The following is a 17,719-nucleotide window of genomic DNA, read 5'->3' as shown; positions in this document are numbered from 1 at the left end:
CGTAGAGGTCTCGGAAGTCTCGTGGTCCGCGGGGAGGTTCAGACGCGCTCGACGACGGTGGCGATGCCCATGCCGCCGCCGACGCACAGCGTGGCGAGGCCGTACCGCTTGTCCTGGCGCTCCAGTTCGTCCACGAGCGTGCCGAGGATCATGGCGCCGGTCGCGCCGAGCGGGTGGCCGAGCGCGATGGCGCCGCCGTTGACGTTGACCTTGTCCAGGGACAGGCCCATGTCCTTCGCGAACCGCAGCACGACCGCGGCGAACGCCTCGTTGATCTCCACGAGGTCGATGTCGTCGATGGTCAGGCCGGCCTTGGCGAGCGCCTTGCGGGCGGCGGGCGCGGGCCCGGTGAGCATGATGGTGGGCTCCGAGCCGGACACGGCGGCGGAGACGATCCGGGCGCGCGGCCGGAGACCGCCCCGCTCACCGGCCTCCTTGGAGCCGATCGCGACGAGGGCGGCGCCGTCCACGATGCCGGAGGAGTTGCCCGCGTGGTGGACGTGGTCGATCTTCTCGACCCAGTGGTACTTCTGCAGCGCGACGGCGTCGAAGCCGCCGAGTTCGCCGATGTCGGCGAAGGACGGCTTGAGCTTGGCGAGGGAGTCGGCGGTGGTGCCGGGGCGCATGTGCTCGTCGTGGTCGAGGACGACGAGGCCGCTGCGGTCCTTCACCGGGACGACGGACCGCTCGAAGCGGTTCTCCTTCCAGGCGGTGGCCGCGCGCTCCTGCGACAGGGCCGCGTACTCGTCCACGTCGCGCCGGGAGAAGCCCTCGATGGTGGCGATCAGGTCGGCGCCGATGCCCTGCGGTACGAAGTTGGTGGCGAGGTTCGTCATCGGGTCGTTGAACCAGGCGCCGCCGTCGGAGGCCATCGGCACGCGCGACATCGACTCGACGCCGCCCGCGAGGACGAGGTCCTCCCAGCCCGAACGGACCTTGGCGGCGGCCATGTTGACGGCCTCCAGGCCCGACGCGCAGAAGCGGTTCTCCTGCACGCCGGCGACCGTGTCCGGCAGTCCGGCGGCGATGGCGGCGATGCGGGCGATGTCGGAGCCCTGGTCGCCCACGGGTCCCACGACGCCGAGCACGACGTCGTCGATGTCGGCCGGGTCCAGGCCCGGGAAGCGGGCGCGGATCTCGTGCATGAGTCCGACGACCAGGTCGACGGGCTTCGTGCCGTGCAGGGCGCCGTTCGCCTTGCCGCGACCGCGCGGGGTGCGGATCGCGTCGTACACGTACGCTTCGGTGCTCACAGGTACGCCTTTCAGGAGGGTTCGGCCGGGCGGGTCAGGGGCTGTCCGGCAGGGAGTCCGGGGTGTTCGGTGTGTTCGGGGTGCTCGGGGCCGCCTCGTCGGGCAGCAGGGCGGGCACGTCCCACTCGCGGGCCACGTCCGCCGCGCCGTCGCCGGGCCGGGCGGGGCCGGTGCGGACGGTGGTGGGGGTCGCGGAGAAGCGGGGCGCGGGGGCGGGCTGGGTGATGCCGCCGTGGTCGGTGAAGGTGCCGCGGGCCGCCAGGTGCGGGTGGCGCGGCGCCTCGCGCAGTGACAGGACGGGCGCCACGCACGCGTCGGAGCCCTCGAAGACGGCCGTCCACTCGTCCCGGGTACGGCTCTTGAAGCGGGCCGCGACCGCCTCGCGCAGCTCGCCCCAGCGGGCGGCGTCCGCGCGGTCCGGGGCGGTGTCCGGCAGGCCGAGCAGCTCGGTGAACTCGCCGTAGAACCGCTCCTCCAGGGCGCCGACCGCCATGTACTGCCCGTCGGCCGTCTCGTAGGTGCCGTAGAACGGGGCGCCGCCGTCGAGGAGGTTCGCCGAGCGGCGGTCCTGCCAGGCGCCGGCGGCGAGCATGCCGTGGATCATCGTGGACAGGTGGGCGGTGCCGTCCACGATGGCGGCGTCGACGACCTGCCCGGCCCCGGTCGCGCGCGCGTGGTGCAGCGCGGCGAGGACACCGACGACGAGGTAGAGGCTGCCGCCCGCGTAGTCCCCGAGCAGGTTGGCCGGGGCGGGCGGCGGGGTGCCGGGGGCGCCGGTCATGCCGAGGGCGCCGGTGAGCGCGATGTACCCGATGTCGTGCCCGGCGCGGTGCGCGAGGGGGCCCTGCTGGCCCCAGCCGGTCATCCGGCCGTAGACCAGCGCCGGGTTGCGGGCGTGGCAGTCGGCGGGGCCGACACCGAGGCGTTCGGCGACGCCGGGGCGGTAGCCCTCGATGAGGATGTCGGCGCGCTCGGCGAGGTCGAGGACGCGGGCCGGCCCGTCGGGTGCCTTCAGGTCGACGACGACCGAGCGCTTGTTGCGGTTGGTGACGTCGTGGCCGGGGTCCAGGGCGAGTCCGGGCCCGCCGGGGCGGTCCACGCGTACGACGTCGGCGCCGAGGTCGCCGAGGAGCATCGCGGCGAACGGGCCGGGGCCGATGCCGGCCAGCTCGACCACGCGCACGCCGGTGAGCGGGCCGTGCGCGGGTGGTGGTGCCGCTGTCATCGCGCCCCCTGCTGGACTGTGACACAACTGATGTAACACCGGCGATGCTATGGACGTCCGACGGCCGGCACAAGGGGTTGGCAAGCGAGCGCTTAGTTTTCCACCGGGCGGTGTCGTGGTGAACGCCCGGAGGGCTTTGCCCCCGGACCCCCGGTCGGTGCTCCGCGCCTCCTCCTCAGGCGCCGGACGGGCCGGTGCCGTCCAACCGGGCCGTCAGTCTCTTCGGCGCTGTCGCCCGGTAGCTCTCCTCCACCCACTCGCACAGGAGCTCCGCCGGCGGGGCGCCGTCCTCGGCCAGGGGGACGCGGACCCAGCCGGATCTGCCGAGGCCGTAGCCGGCCGGTTCGGCGCCGGGGCAGGACAGGGCGTGGGCGTGGCTCGTCTCGTCCTTGAGCTTCAGCGTCACCCCCAGGGGGTAGCTGCCGTCCTGGACTCCGAGGAAGACGAACACCTTCTTGTTGACCTTCGCGACCGACTCGCCCCACGGGAACTCCTCGGCCGCGTCCGGCAGGCCGAGGGCGAACTCGCGTACTTTCTGCCACTTCTTCCGGGCGTTTCTGGGCACTGTCACCGTCGGCCTCCGGGCTCGTCGTCGGGCTCCGCACCCCTCACGCTAGCCTCGGCCACCGACAACGGCGCGTGCTGCGGAGCGAGGGGTGTCATGAGCAGGCTGGACAGGGCGGACCGCCCGTACGACATCGTCCTCTTCGGAGCCACCGGCTTCGTCGGGACGCTCACCGCGGAGTACCTCGCCGCGCACGCGCCCGCAGGGCTGCGCTGGGCGATCGCCGGGCGCGACGAGGAGAAGCTGCGGCGGCTGCGGGAGCGGATGCCCGGCGGCGCGGAGCCCGGGGTGCTGCGCGCCGACGTGTCGGACCCGGGCTCGCTGCGCCGGCTCGCGGAGCACGCGCGCGTGCTGGCGACGACCGTGGGCCCCTATGTGACGTACGGCGAGGAACTCGTCGCCGCCTGCGCGGACACCGGCACCGACTACCTGGACCTCACGGGTGAGCCGGAGTTCGTGGACCTGATGTACGTCCGGCACGACGCACGCGCGCGTGAGACCGGCGCGCGGCTGGTGCACGCCTGCGGGTTCGACTCCGTGCCGCACGACCTGGGCGTGTACTTCACGGTGCGGCAGCTGCCGGAGGGCGTGCCGCTGGCCGTGGAGGGTTTCGTGACCGCCGACGCGGCCTTCTCGGGCGGGACGTTCGCCTCCGCCCTCAACCAGTTCGCGCGCGTGCGCGGCATGCGCGCCGCCGCGCTGGAGCGGCGCCGGCACGAGCCGCGGCTGGTGGGGCGGCGGGCGGTGGCCCCGACGGGAGCGCCGCACTTCGCCAGGGCGGTCGGTGCGTGGGCGCTGCCGCTGCCGACCATCGACCCGCAGATCGTGCGGCGCTCCGCGAAGGCCCTGGACCGCTACGGCCCGGACTTCCGCTACCGGCACTACGCGGCGGTGCGGCGCCTGCCCGTCGCGGTGGGCGGCGTGGCCGCCCTGGGCGGGCGGGTCGCGGCGGCCCAACTGCCGCCCGCCCGGCGCTGGTTGTCCGCCCGGCTCAGGCCCGGTGAGGGCCCGGGGCCGGAGAAGCGCGCCAGGAGCTGGTTCTCCGTCCGCTTCGTCGGCGAGGGCGGCGGCCGGCGGGTGTACACGGAGGTGGCGGGCGGTGACCCCGGCTACGGGGAGACCGCGAAGATGTTCGCCGAGTCGGCGCTGTCCCTGGCCTTCGACGACCTGCCGCCGACCGCGGGTCAGGTCACCACGGCGGTGGCGATGGGCGACGCGCTGACCGAGCGGCTGCGCGCGGCCGGGATCCGCTTCCGGGTCGCCGCCCGGCACTGACCGGCCCGTGGACGGCCGGGCCCGCCCTCCCCCTCGCCCGCAGCGGCTACAGCGGCCACTCGGCGACCGTGTAGATCATCCCGGCGATCCAGGCGAGTCCGGCCAGCACGGCGAGCACGAGCGCGACGGTCACGGCACGCTCGGCCGGCCTGCTCGGGTGGGCAAGGGGCTTGGGGGCACGGTGCGATGTCATGGCGCCCAGCCTGCCGGGCGGGCCTTGGGCGCCGTATCCGCGCGCGTACTCAGAGGGCGTACTCAGATACCGGTCGCCCGGCGCAGTGCCGCGCGGCACAGGCCGTCCGCCCTGCGGGTGGTCTCCGGGATCCGGTAGGCCGGGGTGAGGGCCAGGGTGTGGGCGCAGGCGTTGTCGAGGCTGGTGCGGTGGCCGACGGAGACGAAGACCGGCTTGACGCCGTCTTGGGTGCGCAGCGCGCTGCCGACCTCCTCGGTGCCCGCGAGCAGCGCGGACCGGCTGCCGCGCAGGGCGTCCGGGTCGTCGTACGTGAAGGTGAAGGGGTTCTTGGCGACGCCGATGGTGGGCAGGCCGGTCAGGACGCCGAGGTGGCTCGCCAGGCCGAAGCGGCGCGGGTGGGCGAGCCCGTAGCCGTCGCAGACGACCAGGCCGGGCGGGCGGGGCAGGGCGTCGAGGGCGGCCAGCACGGTGGGGATCTCACGGAAGGCGAGCAGGCCGGGCACGTACGGGAAGGAGATCCGGCCGACGGCGGTGGCCTCGCCGACGACCTCCAGGGTCGCCGCGTCCAGCACGACGGCCGCGGCGGCGACCACGTCCCGTTCGTCGTCGTAGGCCACGTCGACCCCGGTGACGTGGCCCGTCCCGGGCGGCAGGCCCGGCTCGTCGAGCACCACGCGGCCGCGCAGTTCGTCCTGCACGGCGCGGGCCTGTTCCTCGGTCGCGGGCCAGCCCGCGGGAATGCGTACGGTCGTCATGGTGACGACGAGCGTACGGGCCGGTCGGCGCCGGGGCGCAACTGCCGTGCGCCCGGGGCGAGAAGACGGCGCGGGGTGTCACGCATGAAGGCGGTGACAGAGGTCACTCGCCCACGGTGTGCACGGAGCGGCGCATTCCGTCGTCTCATCCAGTGCACGGCCCGTCCGCCCGGGAGTCCTGCCAGCCGTCCCAAGGAGCAAGGCGTTGTCCATCGTCATCGAGCAGCTCGTGGAGGCCCGTCTCGTGGCCGACGCGCCCCGCATGCCGAGCATCCCCGCCACGCTGCACTACGACCGGCGCGACCCGTTCGCCGTCCGCATGACGTTCCCGGCCCCGGCCACCCTGGAGGGCGTGGACGTCTGCTGGACGTTCGCCCGCGAGCTGCTCGCCGCCGGGCTGGACGCGCCCGAGGGCCACGGCGACGTGCGGGTGCGCCCCTACGGACCCGACCGCACGGTGCTGGAGTTCCACGCCCCCGAGGGGACCGCCGTCGTGCACGTCCGCTCGGGCGACGTACGGCGCTTCCTGGACGCGACGGGCGAACTCGTGCCCGCCGGCCTGGAGCACCGCCACCTCGACCTGGACCATGACCTCGCGGAGCTGATACGGGACGCCTGCTGAGGCCGCCTCCTTCCCGGCGGTCCCCCGGCGGTCCCGGCGGTCGCGGCGCTCTCCCGGCGGTTCAGCGCACCGACGGCACCGGCAGCGACGACAGCGCCGCGCACAGCTCGGGCAGCACCCGCCCGAGGCCCGGTGCCGCCGCGGCGCGCCCGGTCAGTTCCTGGACCCGCCCTGCGTGGCGGGCGCGGTCCCGGTCCGGCACCAGCGTGCGCGGTTCGGCGGACGCGGCGAGGGCGACGAGTGCCGCGTCCGCCTCGGAGACGTCCGCGGCCGGCAGCGGACCGTCGAGGACGTCCCGGGCGTGGTCGCGCAGCGCGGCCACGTCGGCGGCCCGGGCGGGCACGTACTCGACGGACGGGAACAGCCCCAGCACCCGGCGGCGTTCCGCCCGCACGTACCCCGGCGCGACCAGTTGTTCGCGTACGGCGTCCGAGGTGACCCGGGCGTACGGCGTCACCCAGGCGTCCCACCGGTGCGGCAGGGACTCGCGCACGAGTTCCAGCAGCCCGTCGAGGACGGCGTCCCCGGTGGCGGAGTCCAGGTCGGCCGGGGTGGCGATGCCGTCGTCGTCGACGAGCAGCCCGCGCCGGGCCAGTTCGGTGAGGGCGCCGGCCCGCACCAGGTGCCGCGCCGGCCGCGGTTCCATGGCGTCGCGCGCCAGCAGCTGGAGCCGGGCGGGCAGGGCGAGCGAACCGTGGAACACGGGGCCTCCTCGGGACGTGCGGCCGGCGGCGCCCAAACGCGTTGACACCCCGATCGCCTCCTCATACGCTGTATGGCGGTCCTGTTGCCGTCGATTGGAGAAGGACGTTGCTCGTCTGAGGTCCTGAGACACCCGTGTCACACCCGGTAGGGGTGTGCGTCGTGTGCGACCTCGGCGTTCGAGCCGTCCTTGCGGGACAGGGCTTTTCTCATGCCCTCGCTCTCCCTCCCGGCTGTCGGTCGTGCCTCGCGGTGTCTCGATACGCGATTGCCCCTGACCGCACCGAGCAACCGCGAGGCCGCATGTCCACTTTCGTCACCTGTACCTCCCTGTCCTTCGCCTGGCCCGACGGGACGCCCGTCTTCGACGGCCTCGACGTGGCGTTCGGCTCCGGCCGCACCGGCCTCGTCGGCGTCAACGGCTCGGGGAAATCAACCCTGTTGAAGCTGATCGCCGGGGAGCTCGTCCCGGCCGACGGCGCCGTCCGCGTCACCGGCGAGGTCGGGTACCTGCCGCAGAACGTCACCCTCGACACCGCGCTGCGCGTCGACGAGACCCTCGGCATCGCCGCCAAACGGGCCGCGCTGCACGCCATCGAGGCGGGCGACGTCGCCGAGGAGCACTTCGAGACCGTCGGCGACGACTGGGACGTCGAGGAACGCGCCCTGGCCACGCTCGGCGAGCTCGGCCTCGGCCGCATCGGGCTCGACCGCACCATCGGCGAGGTCTCCGGCGGCGAGTCCGTGCTGCTCAGGCTGGCCGCGCTGCTGCTGCGCAGGCCGGACGTGCTGCTGCTGGACGAGCCCACCAACAACCTCGACCTGTACGCGCGCCGGCGGCTGTACGCGGCCGTCGCGTCCTGGCCGGGCGTACTGATCGTGGTCAGCCACGACCGGGAACTGCTGGAACTCGTCGACCAGATCGCCGACCTGCGCGGCGGGGAGGTCACCTGGTACGGCGGGAACTTCTCGGCGTACGAGGAGGCCCTCGCCGTCGAGCAGGACGCGGCCGAGCGCATGGTGCGCGTCGCCGAGGCCGATCTGCGCAAACAGAAGCGCGAACTGGCCGACGCCCAGGTCAAACTGGCCCGCCGCAAGCGGTACGGGCAGAAGATGTGGGACCAGAAACGTGAGCCGAAGATCGTCATGGGGGCGCGCAGGCGCGCGGCACAGGAGTCCGCGGGCAAGCACCGCATCCTGCACGAGGAGAAACTCGCCGAGGCCAAGGAGCGGCTCGACGAGGCGGCGGAGGCCGTGCGGGACGACGAGGAGGTCCGTATCGACCTGCCGTACACGGCCGTGCCGCCGGGCCGCGACGTCCTCACGCTGAAGGACCTGGAGCTGGTGTACGGGGCCCGAGTGGACGGCGCCTTCGAACTGCGCGGTCCGGAGCGGGTCGCGCTGATCGGGCGCAACGGCGCGGGCAAGACCACGCTGCTGCGCACGATCGCCGGGGACCTCCAGCCGGTGTCGGGCGAGGCGACGGCGCACGTCCCGCTGCGGTTCCTGCCGCAGCGCCTGGACGTGCTCGACGCCGGTCTGACGGTCGCGGAGAACGTGGCCCGGTTCGCGCCGGGCGCCACCAACAACCGGATCAGGGCGCGGCTCGCCCGCTTCCTGTTCCGGGGCTCCCGCGCCGACCAGCAGGCCGGCACGCTGTCCGGCGGCGAACGCTTCCGGGCGGCGCTGGCCGCGCTGATGCTGGCCGAGCCCGCGCCGCAGCTGCTGATGCTGGACGAGCCGACGAACAACCTCGACATGGCGAGCGTCCGGCAGCTCACCACGGCCCTGGAGTCGTACGAGGGCGCGCTGGTGGTGGCCGGCCACGACCTGCCGTTCCTGGCGTCGATCGGCATCACGCGCTGGCTGGAACTGGACGGCGAACTGAAGGAGACCACGCCGGAGGCTGTCGGGTATTCCGCCTAGCGGCCACGGCACGCGCGAGTTCGTCACCGTCACCGTCACCGTCACCGGAGCCCGGAAAGAACAACCTCCCGGAGGTCCCCCTGCGTATCCCGAAGCGCCGGCTGCCCGTGTGCACCGGCGTTTCGGGACCGGAGGAGTCCTCGGCCGTGTTCGCCACGGTCTCGGGGCGCTCGACGTCCTGGACGACCGGGGCGTACGCCGCCGGCCGGGCGCGCTGTGCGGCGCCGGCACCACCGTCGTGGTCGTCGAGCAGGACCTCGGCGTCGTCGCGCACGCCGACCACGTGGTCCGCCCGGGCTCGGACGGCGGGCGGGACGGCGGGCGGGTGATCTTCGAGGGGACGACCCGGCAGCTGCTCGCCGCCCGGAACTCGTACACGGCGGAGCATTTCGGGAGGACCACAGGCCGGTCCTGAGGGTTTTGCCCGCCCGGACCGGCGGGGCATGATGGCCGCCAATGGCGCACGGGGCGCACCGGCGGCGCACGACGGCCGGTGGGCGCCCCCGTGATCGCCGCCGGCGCACGACGGCAGGCCGGGTGCGCCCCGTCGCCGCCGGTGCCGCATGATGGCCCCATCAGCAAGTCCCCGATCCGGAGATTTCCCCGTGTCCAGCAAGAAGGCCCTCGTCCGCCGCCCCGGTCCACGCCTCGCCGAAGGGCTGGTGACGCACATCGACCGGGCGAAGGTCGACGTCGACCTCGCGGTCGAGCAATGGGAGGGATACGCGCGGGCACTGCGCGACAACGGCTGGGAGACGATCGAGATCGACCCGGCCGACGACTGCCCCGACGCCGTGTTCGTCGAGGACACGGTCGTCATGTACAAGAACGTCGCGCTGATCGCCCGGTCCGGTGCCGAGTCCCGGCGCGCCGAGACCGCCGGCGTCGAGGAGGCCGTGGCCCGCCTCGGCTGCTCGGTGAACTGGATCTGGGAGCCGGGCACGCTGGACGGCGGCGACGTCCTGAAGATCGGCGACACGATCTACGTCGGCCGCGGCGGGCGCACCAACGCGGCCGGGGTCCAGCAGTTGCGGGCCGCCTTCGAACCGCTGGGCGCGCAGGTGGTCGCCGTGCCCGTGAGCAAGGTGCTGCACCTGAAGTCGGCGGTCACGGCGCTGCCGGACGGGACGGTCGTCGGGCACATCCCGAAGATGGACGTGCCGTCGCTGTTCCCGCGTTTCCTGCCGGTGCCCGAGGAGTCCGGCGCGCACGTCGTCCTGCTCGGCGGCAGCAGGGTGCTGATGGCCGCGAGCGCCCCGAAGACGGCGGAACTGTTCAGCGACCTCGGCCACGAGCCGGTCGTGGTGGACATCAGCGAGTTCGAGAAGCTGGAGGGCTGTGTGACATGTCTCTCGGTGCGCCTGCGGGAGCTGTACGCCTGAGCCCTTGAGCGGAACGCCTCATTCGGCCCCCGGCCTGCGGGTCGGGGGCCGAGTCGTTCCCCGGCACGACCCGAACCGGCCGCCCACGACGTGACCCGGTTGATCAGCGGTCCTTACGCCACACTTAACCTACGGCGTCGTAACCTACGGGAACGTAGCCTACGATGGCGTAGGTTTCCGCTATTCCGCTCAGCAGTCCCCATGGAGCCTTAATGACGATCACCACTCCCCACCTCGGCAGCCCTGCCGGCGCCTGGACCGACGCCCAGCTGTTGTACGCACTGGAGGAAGTGGTCGAGAAGGAACTCAACCGGCATCTCCAGGTCGCCAAGGACTGGATGCCGCACGAGTACGTCCCGTGGACCGACGGCCGGAACTTCCCGGGCCTCTTCGAGGACGGCGAAGCCTGGGAGAAGGAGCAGTCGAAGGTCACCGAGATCGGCCGCATCGCCCTCGTGGTCAACCTGCTCACCGAGGACAACCTGCCCAGCTACCACCACGAGATCGCCTCGCTGTTCGGCCGCGACGGCGCCTGGGGCACCTGGGTGCACCGCTGGACCGCCGAGGAGGGCCGGCACGGCATCGTGATGCGGGACTACCTGCTCACCTCGCGTGCCGTGGACCCGGACAAGCTGGAGCAGTTCCGCATGGCGCACATGAGCGAGGGCTTCGAGTCGGACAACCGCCACTCGATGCTGCACTCGGTCGCCTACGTCGCCTTCCAGGAACTCGCGACCCGCATCTCGCACCGCAACACCGGCCACCAGTCCGGCGACCCGGTCTGCGACCGCATGCTGGCCCGCATCGCGACCGACGAGAACCTGCACATGGTCTTCTACCGCAACCTGCTGAAGGCCGCCTTCGAGCTCGCCCCCGACCTGACGATGCAGGCCGTGCGGGACGTCGTCGTCAACTTCCGCATGCCCGGCCACGGCATGCCCGGCTTCGAGCGGGCCGCGGCGCAGATGGCGATCGGCGAGGTCTACAACCTGCGGATCCACCACGACGACGTGCTCCAGCCCGTGCTGCGCTTTCTGAAGATCATGGAGATCGACGGCCTCGGCCCCGAGGGCGTGAAGGCGCAGGAGGAACTGGGCCTGTACATGGACGGCCTGGACTCCGAGGCGGCCAAGTTCGACGAGAAGCTGGCGGCGCGCAAGGCACGCATGGCGGCCCGCGGGAAGGCCTGACGACGCCGTCGGCCCGGCCCGGGCGTCCCGGGCCGGGACCGCCGCGCGGCCCGGCCGGTCAGCGGCCGGTGCGCCTGAGCTCCAGCCGCTCCTTCTCCGACAGGCCGCCCCACACACCGAAGCGCTCGTCGTTGTTCATCGCGTAGTCCAGACAGGCGGAGCGCATCTCGCACATGCCGCAGATGCGCTTCGCCTCGCGCACGGAACTGCCCGGCTCGGGGAAGAAGAAGTCGGCCCCGGTCTGCGCGCACAGGGCACGCTCCTGCCAGGCGGTGTCGGCCGGGGTGATCGTCTCGAAGTGCATGAACGCGATCGTGCCGCGCGGCGAAAAACGTTCCATCAACGCCCGATCAACGCCCCCGGACAGGGCCCCCGGCCGCACCGATGGTGGCGCGGCGCACGGCCCGACGCACGGCGGCGCGCGGAACCGGAGGAAAACCCGGACGACTTCCTCCGTCACCGCCGGTGAGCACCCGGCCGCCGCGCCGGGTCGGCCGCTTCCCGGCGGCGATCGCCAGTGGGCGGGTGCCGGACTCGGCAGAGGCAGACCCCGGGCCCTCTGCCGAGGAGGGCGACGATCCCCAACCGGTTTCGTCACCGGCTGGGCTCTCCCCCCACTGGATGGACATCGGCACGTCCGGCATCGAGGGCGCCGAGTCCCTCTGCCACGGCCTCTTCGGCCGGCGCTTCCGGTCGGCCGGGCCCGAGGCCGGCGGTTACGGCTTCTTCCAACTGGACGGCAAGACCGTCGCCGGCGGCAAGCGGACCACGCCCCGGCAGGGCTGAGCACGCCCCGCCCGCAGCGACGCCGGCCCAGACCGGTGCCGGGACCGTACGCCTAGGCGGAAGCGCGGCGCACCAGCGTCGTCGGCAGGATCACGCTGGACGGCGCGCCGCCCACGGTCCCGGCCGACTCGTCGCGGTCCAGGCCGCGCAGCAGCAGCCGGGCCATCAACCGGCCCATCTCCTCTATGTCCTGCCGGACCGTGGTGAGCGCCGGTTCGGTCTGCTCGGCGACGGCCAGCATGTCGTCGAAACCGATCACGGCCACGTCGTCGGGCACCCTGCGCCCGTGCTCGCGCAGCACCCGCAGGGCACCGGCGGCGGTCAGGTCGTTCGCGGCGAACACGGCGTCCAGGTCCGGGCAGCGGTCGAGCAGCTCGCGCATGGCCCGCTCACCGCCCGCAGCGGTGAAGTCGGCCTCGGCGACCAGCCGCGGGTCGGCGTCGACCATGACGTCCCGGAAGCCGTCGAGCCGGTCGACCGCCGACGTCTGGTCGAGCGGGCCCGTGATGTGGGCGACGCGGCCGCGGCCCAGCCCGACGAGATGACGCACGGCCTCCCGGGCGCCGCCCCGGTTGTCGCTGTCGACGTACGCCACGCCGCCCCGGCCGTCGCTCCAGCCGGGCCGGCCGCCGAACACGGTCGGTATCCCGGCGCTTTGGATCAGCCCCGGCAGGGGGTCGTCGAGGTGCAGCGAGAACACCAGCGCCCCGTCGACGTGCCCGCCGGAGAGGTAGCGGGCGACCCTGGCGTGGTCGTCGCGGCCCTCGGTCAGCAGCAGCACGAGCTGGTTGTCCTGGGCCGTCAACTCCTTGCTGATCCCGCGCAGTTGGTGGGCGAAGTAGGGGTCCGCGAAGACCCGGGCCTCGGGTTCGGCGATGACGACGGCGACGGCGTCGTGCCGCCGGGTCACCAGACTGCGGGCCGCCTGGTTCGGAACGTATCCCAGCTCCTCCACGGCCCGCCGGACCCGCTCCACCAGGCTTTCCCGCACCCCGGCCGCACCGTTCACCACCCGGGACACGGTGGCCCGTGAGACCCCGGCCCGCGCGGCCACGGCCTCCAGCGTGGGACGCGGCGCTGTCTCGGTCACTTTCGGGCTCCTGCTCATCCTCGGCGGCTGCCGCTCAGGATAGCGCCGACACGCGCCGGGGTTGAGAGCGCTCTCCGATCCGTGAAAAGGGCTTGCGCGCGCCGCACCCCGGCACCGAGGATCGGCCGCATGACGACGAGAAAGGCCCATGCCGGGTAGCCGGCCCGAGACGCGGCTGGTCCCCCATGCCGGACTCCCGCGCGCCCACCGGCGACCGCACGTCCTGCACAGCACGGTCGACGCCCACGGGCGCGCCCACTGGCTCCTGTCCGAGCGGGCACCCGACCGGGCGCGCGAGGGCCCCGTCGACGCCCTGGTGGTCACCGTCGAGGACGGCTCCCCGTACGAGACGCGGCTGAGCGCCGTGCTGCCGCAGTGCACCCGCGTCGAGGCGCTGCCCGACGGCGGGTTCGTGCTGTACGCCTCCCGCACCGGCGGGGGCGAGCCGCAGGTGCAGGTCTTCGACGCGCTCGGGCGGCCCACGTGGACGTTCCGCGTCGGTGACGCCGTGCAGCACCTACTGGCCGACGAGGCGGGCGACCTCTGGGTCGGCCACTTCGACGAAGGCATCTACGGCGACGACCTGAGCGGGCCGGGCCTGCGCCGCTGGAGTTCCACGGGCGAACCGCTGTGGGCCCACGCCCCCGGCTCGAAACGCGAGTTCATCGACGACTGCTACGCCCTCAACGTGACCGGCCGGACCGCCTGGACGTGCCCGTACCGGGATTTCCCGCTGATCGGCGTACAGCGGGACGGCACGGTGCGTGTGTGGGAGAACCCGGTGCGGGGCGCGAGCGGGCTCGCCGTGCGCGGCCCGCGCGTCGCCTTCTTCGGCGGCCACGGGGACGACCACGACCGGCTCGTCGTCGCGGACCTCGGCGGTGACGCCGTCACGCCCGTGGCGCAGGGGCGGCTCGTACGTCCCGACGGCGGCACGATCGGCGGACGCCGCGTCGTCGGCCGGGGCTTCCGGCTCTACGTGCAGGAGAAGCCCTGGGCCGAATGGGCGGTGTTCGACCTCGGCGACGCCCCCGGCTGACCCGGCCCCCGCCGGCGGAAAGGGCCGGGCGCTTCGGCACCGGGTCAGTGCTCGTGCGGCTCGTGTCCCGGTATGGTCCCGTCCGGCTTCTTCACCAGGAACAGGCCGACCATGCCCATGTCCGAGTGGCTCTGCACATGGCAGTGGTACATCCACGCCCCGGCTCCGACGCCCTCCCCCGCGATCACCTGGAAGCCGAACGAGTCCGCCGGGCCGCAGATCTTGTTGTCGATCACCTGACTCGGGTCCTCGGGCCCGGTGAGCATGCCCGTCCGGTTGTCGGCCCAGCGGTGACCGTGCATGTGGAAGGTGTGGTAGTACTCGCCGTGCGTGATCACCACGAACTCGACGCGGTCCCCCACGGTGGCCTCGAAGTCCGGACCGCTGTGCGCGGGCTTGTTGTTGATGGTCATGTCGTTGAAGACGACCGTGTACGTCATGTCGGGCAGTACGTCGCCCTTGCGGCGGACGATCACCGGCCCGTACAGCCCTTTACGGATGCCGCCCGTGCCGTGCTCGGTGCCCACCACGTGGTCGTGGTAGTGCCAGTAACCCGCGCTGCCCGCCCGCCAGGTGCCGTCCTTGCGGCGGCCGGGTGCGTGGGTGCGCCAGGTGTAGGTGCGGGTGCCGCCGGGCTCCACGTCGCTCTTGTTCATCCTGGTGCCGTCGCTGGAGATCTCGTAGTCCAGCCCGTGGACGTGCAGGCTCACCGGCACGTCCATCGTGTTCTCGAACTCGACGTGCAGCGTGTCGCCCTCGTTGAGCTCGATGAGCGGGCCGGGGATCGTCGCCTTGCCCTTCTCCAGGCCGTAGCCCATCTGCCCGCCGGCGAGCTTCTCCGCGTACAGCTTGATGCGCCTCACCTCGCCTCCGGCCGGTGCGGTGCCGGCCGGGGCCTCAGCCGTGCCGGCGGCGGACTCGGGGGTGAGAGACAACGATGTCGCGACGGCCGCGCCGCCCAGCAGCACACGCCGGTTGAAGGTGCGTCTGTCCATGCCGAACTCCCCATCCGGATGCGGAACGTGACGGTCTGTGAGGGGACGTAGCTGTGAGGAACCTGTGCGACGGTACCGACCCGGCGCCTGTTTATCCACACTCGGGACAAAGTTCGTTGAATCCCGGTCATACCTATTGGCGAACTGTGCAAAGAGGTCTAGCTTCCTTGGCGCTGTTGCCGCGACCGAGAAGGGGTGGGTGAGCACATGCGATTCGCTTCGCATCAACGGCCCATGCACTTGCGAGGATTGAGCGCGAGAAGCACCAGACGGAGAGTCCGGGTCGCGTCCCTGACCGCCGGATTCGTCGCCGCCGGACTGCTGTCGGCACCCGTCGCCGACGCGGGTCCGCTGCCGGAACCGTCCGTGACAACGATGTCCGTGAAGTCACCGCCCGGTGGCGCGAATGTGCGGGTGCTGCTGTTCCACGGTTCCGCCGCCGGGGAGGAGTCCCCGGTCGTGAACGCCGGCATCGAGACCATCGAGCGGATCGGCCTGTCCGGCCCGGCGGGCGAACGCTTCCGGGTCGAGGCGACGGACGACGCCTCCGTCTTCACCGACGAGACCCGGCTGGGGCGTTACAACGCGATCGTGTTCCTCACCGGCGGCGGCGACGTCCTCGACCCGGACCAGGAGGCGGGCCTCGAGGCCTACATGGAGGCCGGCGGCGGTTTCGTCGGCATCCACGACGCGGCTCGCGCGGAACCGTACTCGGACTGGTTCACCGGTCTCATCGGCGCCCGCCCGGCCGCGTCCTCGCCCACGACCACGCAGCGGGCCACCGTTGAGGTCGGCGACCGGCGGCATCCGGCCACCAAGGGCCTGCCGGTGGAGTGGAAGCGGCCGGACCGGTGGCTGAACTGGGTGAAGAACCCGTCCGGTGCGGTGCATACAGTCGCCCGCGTACGGGAGTCCACCTACCAGCCGGGGTCGAGCGCGAACGGCTGGGACCACCCCGTCAGCTGGTGCCGGGACTACGACGGCGGACGGTCGTTCTACACCGGCATGGGCGGCACGGTCTCCTCCTACGACGAGACCGACTTCCGCGCCCATCTGCGCGGCGCCCTGCTGTGGACGACCCGCATCGCGCAGGCCGACTGCAAGGCCACCATCAACGCCAACTACAAGGCCGAACGCCTCACCCGGCCCAACCAGCCCGGCCAGAACGACCAGATCGGCGAACCGCACGGCCTGGTCACCGCACCCGACGGCCGGGTGTTCTACATCGGCCGGGGCGGCGCCGACGCCTCCCGGCCCGTGATCACCGACTGGAACGACCCCGACATCGGCAAGGGCAAGGGCGAGATCCACGTCTACGACCCGAAGACCAAGCAGGTCACCCTGGCCGGCGAGCTGACCGTGTTCGGCAACAAGGGCGGCGGCGACGAACTCGTCAAGGTCGAGGAAGGGCTGCTCGGCATCGAGCTCGACCCGGACTTCGCGCGCAACGGCTGGGTGTACCTGCACTACACCCCGCACTCGGAGATCAACCGCGAGACGCGCATGGCCGAGCGGCGCGTCTCCCGGTTCACCTTCGACGAGGCCACCGGCAGGCTCGACCTCGGCAGCGAGAAGGTGCTGCTGAAGTGGCCGGTGCAGATCCACAGCTGCTGCCACGCGGGCGGCGGGATGGCCTGGGACTCCAACGGCAACCTGTACATCGCCACCGGTGACAACAACTCCAGCGGCTTCAGCGGCGGTTACTCGGGCAACAACCCCGAGCCCGACTTCAAGGGCGTGTCCTTCGCCGACGCCCGCCGCACCGCCGGCAACACCAACAACCTCAACGGCAAAATCCTGCGCATCCACCCGGAGCCGGACGGGACGTACACCCTCCCCGACGGCAACCTCTTCACCGGCAAGGAGACCGCCGAGGGCGGCGGCAAGACGCGCGGCGAGATCTACGTGATGGGCGTGCGCAACCCGGCGCGCATCTTCGTCGACAAGTCCACCGACACGCTCTACGCGGGCTGGGTCGGGCCCGACGCCGGTCAGCCGTCCCCGACCTGGGGGCCGGCGAAGTACGACACGTTCGCCGTGATCACCGAGGCGGGCAACCGCGGCTGGCCGTACTGCATGGGCAACAAGCAGCCCTACCGGGACCGCAATCTGCCGGACCCGTCCAAGCCGCTGGGCTGGTACGACTGCGACCACCCGAAGAACGAGTCGCCGAACAACGACGGCCTGGTCAACCTGCCGCCGGTGACCGGCAACAACATCTGGTACTCGCCGCAGGGCGGCGCGCCGGACTTCCCGCGTGACGCCGACGGCGTGCCCTCCTACAAGGCGGAGGAGGCCACCTACCGGCTGCCCTGGCTCAAGGGCGGCGGGCAGGCCGCGATGAACGGCCCGGTCTACCGCTACGACGCCGGCAGCACCAGCGAGACCAAGTGGCCGTCGTACTGGGACGGCAAGTGGTTCGTCGGCGACTTCTACGACTCCGACCAGCCACGCAACGCCGTGCTCATGGACCCGCGGACGCAGGGCGACGGCGGGCTGCCGGTGCACTCGGAGTCGCTGAAGAAGATCGTGCCGATCGGCAACGACGGCATCAAGAACCTCATGGACTGGAAGTTCGGCCCGGACGGCGCGCTGTACGTCCTCGACTACGGGCGGGGCTTCTTCACCTCGGACGCCAAGTCGGCGCTGTGGCGGGTCACCTACATAGGCGGCGGGCCGACGCCCGCGGCCGACCAGCTGGCGAGGAGGAGCCGGTGACAC

General features: G+C 72.5%; 16 protein-coding genes and 2 pseudogenes. 9 read left to right on the top strand and 9 right to left on the bottom strand.

The genetic code is table 11. From position 1 onward, the window contains the following. Positions 1–38 precede the first annotated feature (38 nt). The 3 genes from QC282_RS04840 to QC282_RS04830 form a co-directional block, all read right to left on the bottom strand. Positions 39–1,253: an acetyl-CoA C-acetyltransferase gene (locus tag QC282_RS04840; protein ID WP_279547921.1), complete on the bottom strand. Its 1,215-nt coding sequence runs from the start codon at positions 1,251–1,253 to the stop codon at positions 39–41. Positions 1,254–1,287: 34 nt separating this feature from the next. Then, the gene (locus tag QC282_RS04835; protein WP_279547920.1) at positions 1,288–2,478 is read right to left on the bottom strand and encodes a CaiB/BaiF CoA-transferase family protein; all 1,191 of its coding nucleotides are present in this window, start codon (positions 2,476–2,478) and stop codon (positions 1,288–1,290) included. A gap of 175 nt (positions 2,479–2,653) precedes the next feature. After that, positions 2,654–3,049, bottom strand: coding sequence for an MmcQ/YjbR family DNA-binding protein (locus QC282_RS04830; RefSeq protein ID WP_279547919.1), 396 nt, complete (start codon positions 3,047–3,049; stop codon positions 2,654–2,656). Between the two features lie 90 nt (positions 3,050–3,139). On the opposite strand from QC282_RS04830, the gene QC282_RS04825 reads away from it, so the two are divergent. Further along, positions 3,140–4,318, top strand: coding sequence for a trans-acting enoyl reductase family protein (locus QC282_RS04825; protein WP_279547918.1), 1,179 nt, complete (start codon positions 3,140–3,142; stop codon positions 4,316–4,318). A 46-nt stretch (positions 4,319–4,364) separates the two neighbouring features. On the opposite strand, the gene mmpA is transcribed toward QC282_RS04825, so the two are convergent. After that, the gene (gene mmpA, locus QC282_RS04820) at positions 4,365–4,511 is read right to left on the bottom strand and encodes a morphogenic membrane protein MmpA (RefSeq protein WP_279547917.1); all 147 of its coding nucleotides are present in this window, start codon (positions 4,509–4,511) and stop codon (positions 4,365–4,367) included. 62 nt (positions 4,512–4,573) lie between these two features. Then, a complete protein-coding gene (locus QC282_RS04815) occupies positions 4,574–5,266 on the bottom strand; it encodes an endonuclease V (RefSeq protein ID WP_279547916.1) in 693 nt (230 codons plus the stop codon). 205 nt (positions 5,267–5,471) lie between these two features. Between QC282_RS04815 and QC282_RS04810 the strand changes: the two genes are divergently transcribed. Then, positions 5,472–5,888 carry an SsgA family sporulation/cell division regulator gene (locus QC282_RS04810; protein WP_279547915.1) on the top strand — a complete coding sequence of 139 codons (417 nt, stop codon included), beginning with the start codon at positions 5,472–5,474 and terminating at the stop codon, positions 5,886–5,888. Between the two features lie 61 nt (positions 5,889–5,949). On the opposite strand, the gene QC282_RS04805 is transcribed toward QC282_RS04810, so the two are convergent. Beyond that, the gene (locus QC282_RS04805; protein WP_279547914.1) at positions 5,950–6,591 is read right to left on the bottom strand and encodes a GPP34 family phosphoprotein; all 642 of its coding nucleotides are present in this window, start codon (positions 6,589–6,591) and stop codon (positions 5,950–5,952) included. A gap of 302 nt (positions 6,592–6,893) precedes the next feature. On the opposite strand from QC282_RS04805, the gene QC282_RS04800 reads away from it, so the two are divergent. The 4 genes and pseudogenes from QC282_RS04800 (at position 6,894) to QC282_RS04785 (ending at position 11,088) form a co-directional block, all read left to right on the top strand. Beyond that, positions 6,894–8,516: an ABC-F family ATP-binding cassette domain-containing protein gene (locus QC282_RS04800; protein ID WP_279547913.1), complete on the top strand. Its 1,623-nt coding sequence runs from the start codon at positions 6,894–6,896 to the stop codon at positions 8,514–8,516. A 223-nt stretch (positions 8,517–8,739) separates the two neighbouring features. Beyond that, positions 8,740–8,931 (top strand): annotated as a pseudogene (locus tag QC282_RS04795) (hypothetical protein); the annotation flags it as partial. 190 nt (positions 8,932–9,121) lie between these two features. Then, a complete protein-coding gene (gene ddaH / locus QC282_RS04790) occupies positions 9,122–9,898 on the top strand; it encodes a dimethylargininase (protein WP_279547912.1) in 777 nt (258 codons plus the stop codon). A 212-nt stretch (positions 9,899–10,110) separates the two neighbouring features. Next, complete coding sequence (locus QC282_RS04785) at positions 10,111–11,088, top strand: acyl-ACP desaturase (RefSeq protein ID WP_279547911.1); 978 nt, start codon at positions 10,111–10,113, stop codon at positions 11,086–11,088. A gap of 58 nt (positions 11,089–11,146) precedes the next feature. On the opposite strand, the gene QC282_RS04780 is transcribed toward QC282_RS04785, so the two are convergent. After that, complete coding sequence (locus tag QC282_RS04780; RefSeq protein ID WP_279547910.1) at positions 11,147–11,392, bottom strand: WhiB family transcriptional regulator; 246 nt, start codon at positions 11,390–11,392, stop codon at positions 11,147–11,149. 305 nt (positions 11,393–11,697) lie between these two features. On the opposite strand from QC282_RS04780, the pseudogene QC282_RS04775 reads away from it, so the two are divergent. After that, positions 11,698–11,871, top strand: a pseudogene (locus tag QC282_RS04775) (VOC family protein); the annotation flags it as partial. Between the two features lie 55 nt (positions 11,872–11,926). Here QC282_RS04775 and QC282_RS04770 read toward each other — a convergent pair. Then, a complete protein-coding gene (locus QC282_RS04770; protein WP_279547909.1) occupies positions 11,927–12,964 on the bottom strand; it encodes a LacI family DNA-binding transcriptional regulator in 1,038 nt (345 codons plus the stop codon). Positions 12,965–13,112: 148 nt separating this feature from the next. On the opposite strand from QC282_RS04770, the gene QC282_RS04765 reads away from it, so the two are divergent. Then, positions 13,113–14,003 carry a hypothetical protein gene (locus QC282_RS04765; protein WP_279547908.1) on the top strand — a complete coding sequence of 297 codons (891 nt, stop codon included), beginning with the start codon at positions 13,113–13,115 and terminating at the stop codon, positions 14,001–14,003. A gap of 44 nt (positions 14,004–14,047) precedes the next feature. Here QC282_RS04765 and QC282_RS04760 read toward each other — a convergent pair whose 3' ends face one another. Continuing rightward, positions 14,048–14,998, bottom strand: a complete 951-nt coding sequence (locus QC282_RS04760) for a multicopper oxidase domain-containing protein (protein WP_279547907.1) — start codon at positions 14,996–14,998, stop codon at positions 14,048–14,050. A gap of 234 nt (positions 14,999–15,232) precedes the next feature. On the opposite strand from QC282_RS04760, the gene QC282_RS04755 reads away from it, so the two are divergent. Then, positions 15,233–17,716 (top strand): ThuA domain-containing protein, encoded by a 2,484-nt coding sequence (locus QC282_RS04755; protein ID WP_279547906.1) that lies wholly within the window; start codon positions 15,233–15,235, stop codon positions 17,714–17,716. The last annotated feature ends 3 nt before the right edge of the window (positions 17,717–17,719 follow it).

The organism is Streptomyces sp. DH24, assembly GCF_029813775.1.
Classification (GTDB): Bacteria; Actinomycetota; Actinomycetes; order Streptomycetales; family Streptomycetaceae; genus Streptomyces.
The sequence above is the reverse complement of the archived record's forward strand: the minus strand, read 5'-3'. Positions and strand labels throughout refer to the sequence as shown.

Coding starts and splice junctions, on each gene's coding strand:
- QC282_RS04835 (WP_279547920.1), bottom strand. CDS start 2,478: ATGACAGCGGCACCACCACCCGCGCACGGCCCGCTCACCGGCGTGCGC.
- QC282_RS04825 (WP_279547918.1), top strand. CDS start 3,140: ATGAGCAGGCTGGACAGGGCGGACCGCCCGTACGACATCGTCCTCTTC.
- mmpA (WP_279547917.1), bottom strand. CDS start 4,511: ATGACATCGCACCGTGCCCCCAAGCCCCTTGCCCACCCGAGCAGGCCG.
- QC282_RS04815 (WP_279547916.1), bottom strand. CDS start 5,266: ATGACGACCGTACGCATTCCCGCGGGCTGGCCCGCGACCGAGGAACAG.
- QC282_RS04800 (WP_279547913.1), top strand. CDS start 6,894: ATGTCCACTTTCGTCACCTGTACCTCCCTGTCCTTCGCCTGGCCCGAC.
- QC282_RS04785 (WP_279547911.1), top strand. CDS start 10,111: ATGACGATCACCACTCCCCACCTCGGCAGCCCTGCCGGCGCCTGGACC.
- QC282_RS04780 (WP_279547910.1), bottom strand. CDS start 11,392: ATGCACTTCGAGACGATCACCCCGGCCGACACCGCCTGGCAGGAGCGT.
- QC282_RS04765 (WP_279547908.1), top strand. CDS start 13,113: ATGCCGGGTAGCCGGCCCGAGACGCGGCTGGTCCCCCATGCCGGACTC.
- QC282_RS04760 (WP_279547907.1), bottom strand. CDS start 14,998: ATGGACAGACGCACCTTCAACCGGCGTGTGCTGCTGGGCGGCGCGGCC.
- QC282_RS04755 (WP_279547906.1), top strand. CDS start 15,233: ATGCACTTGCGAGGATTGAGCGCGAGAAGCACCAGACGGAGAGTCCGG.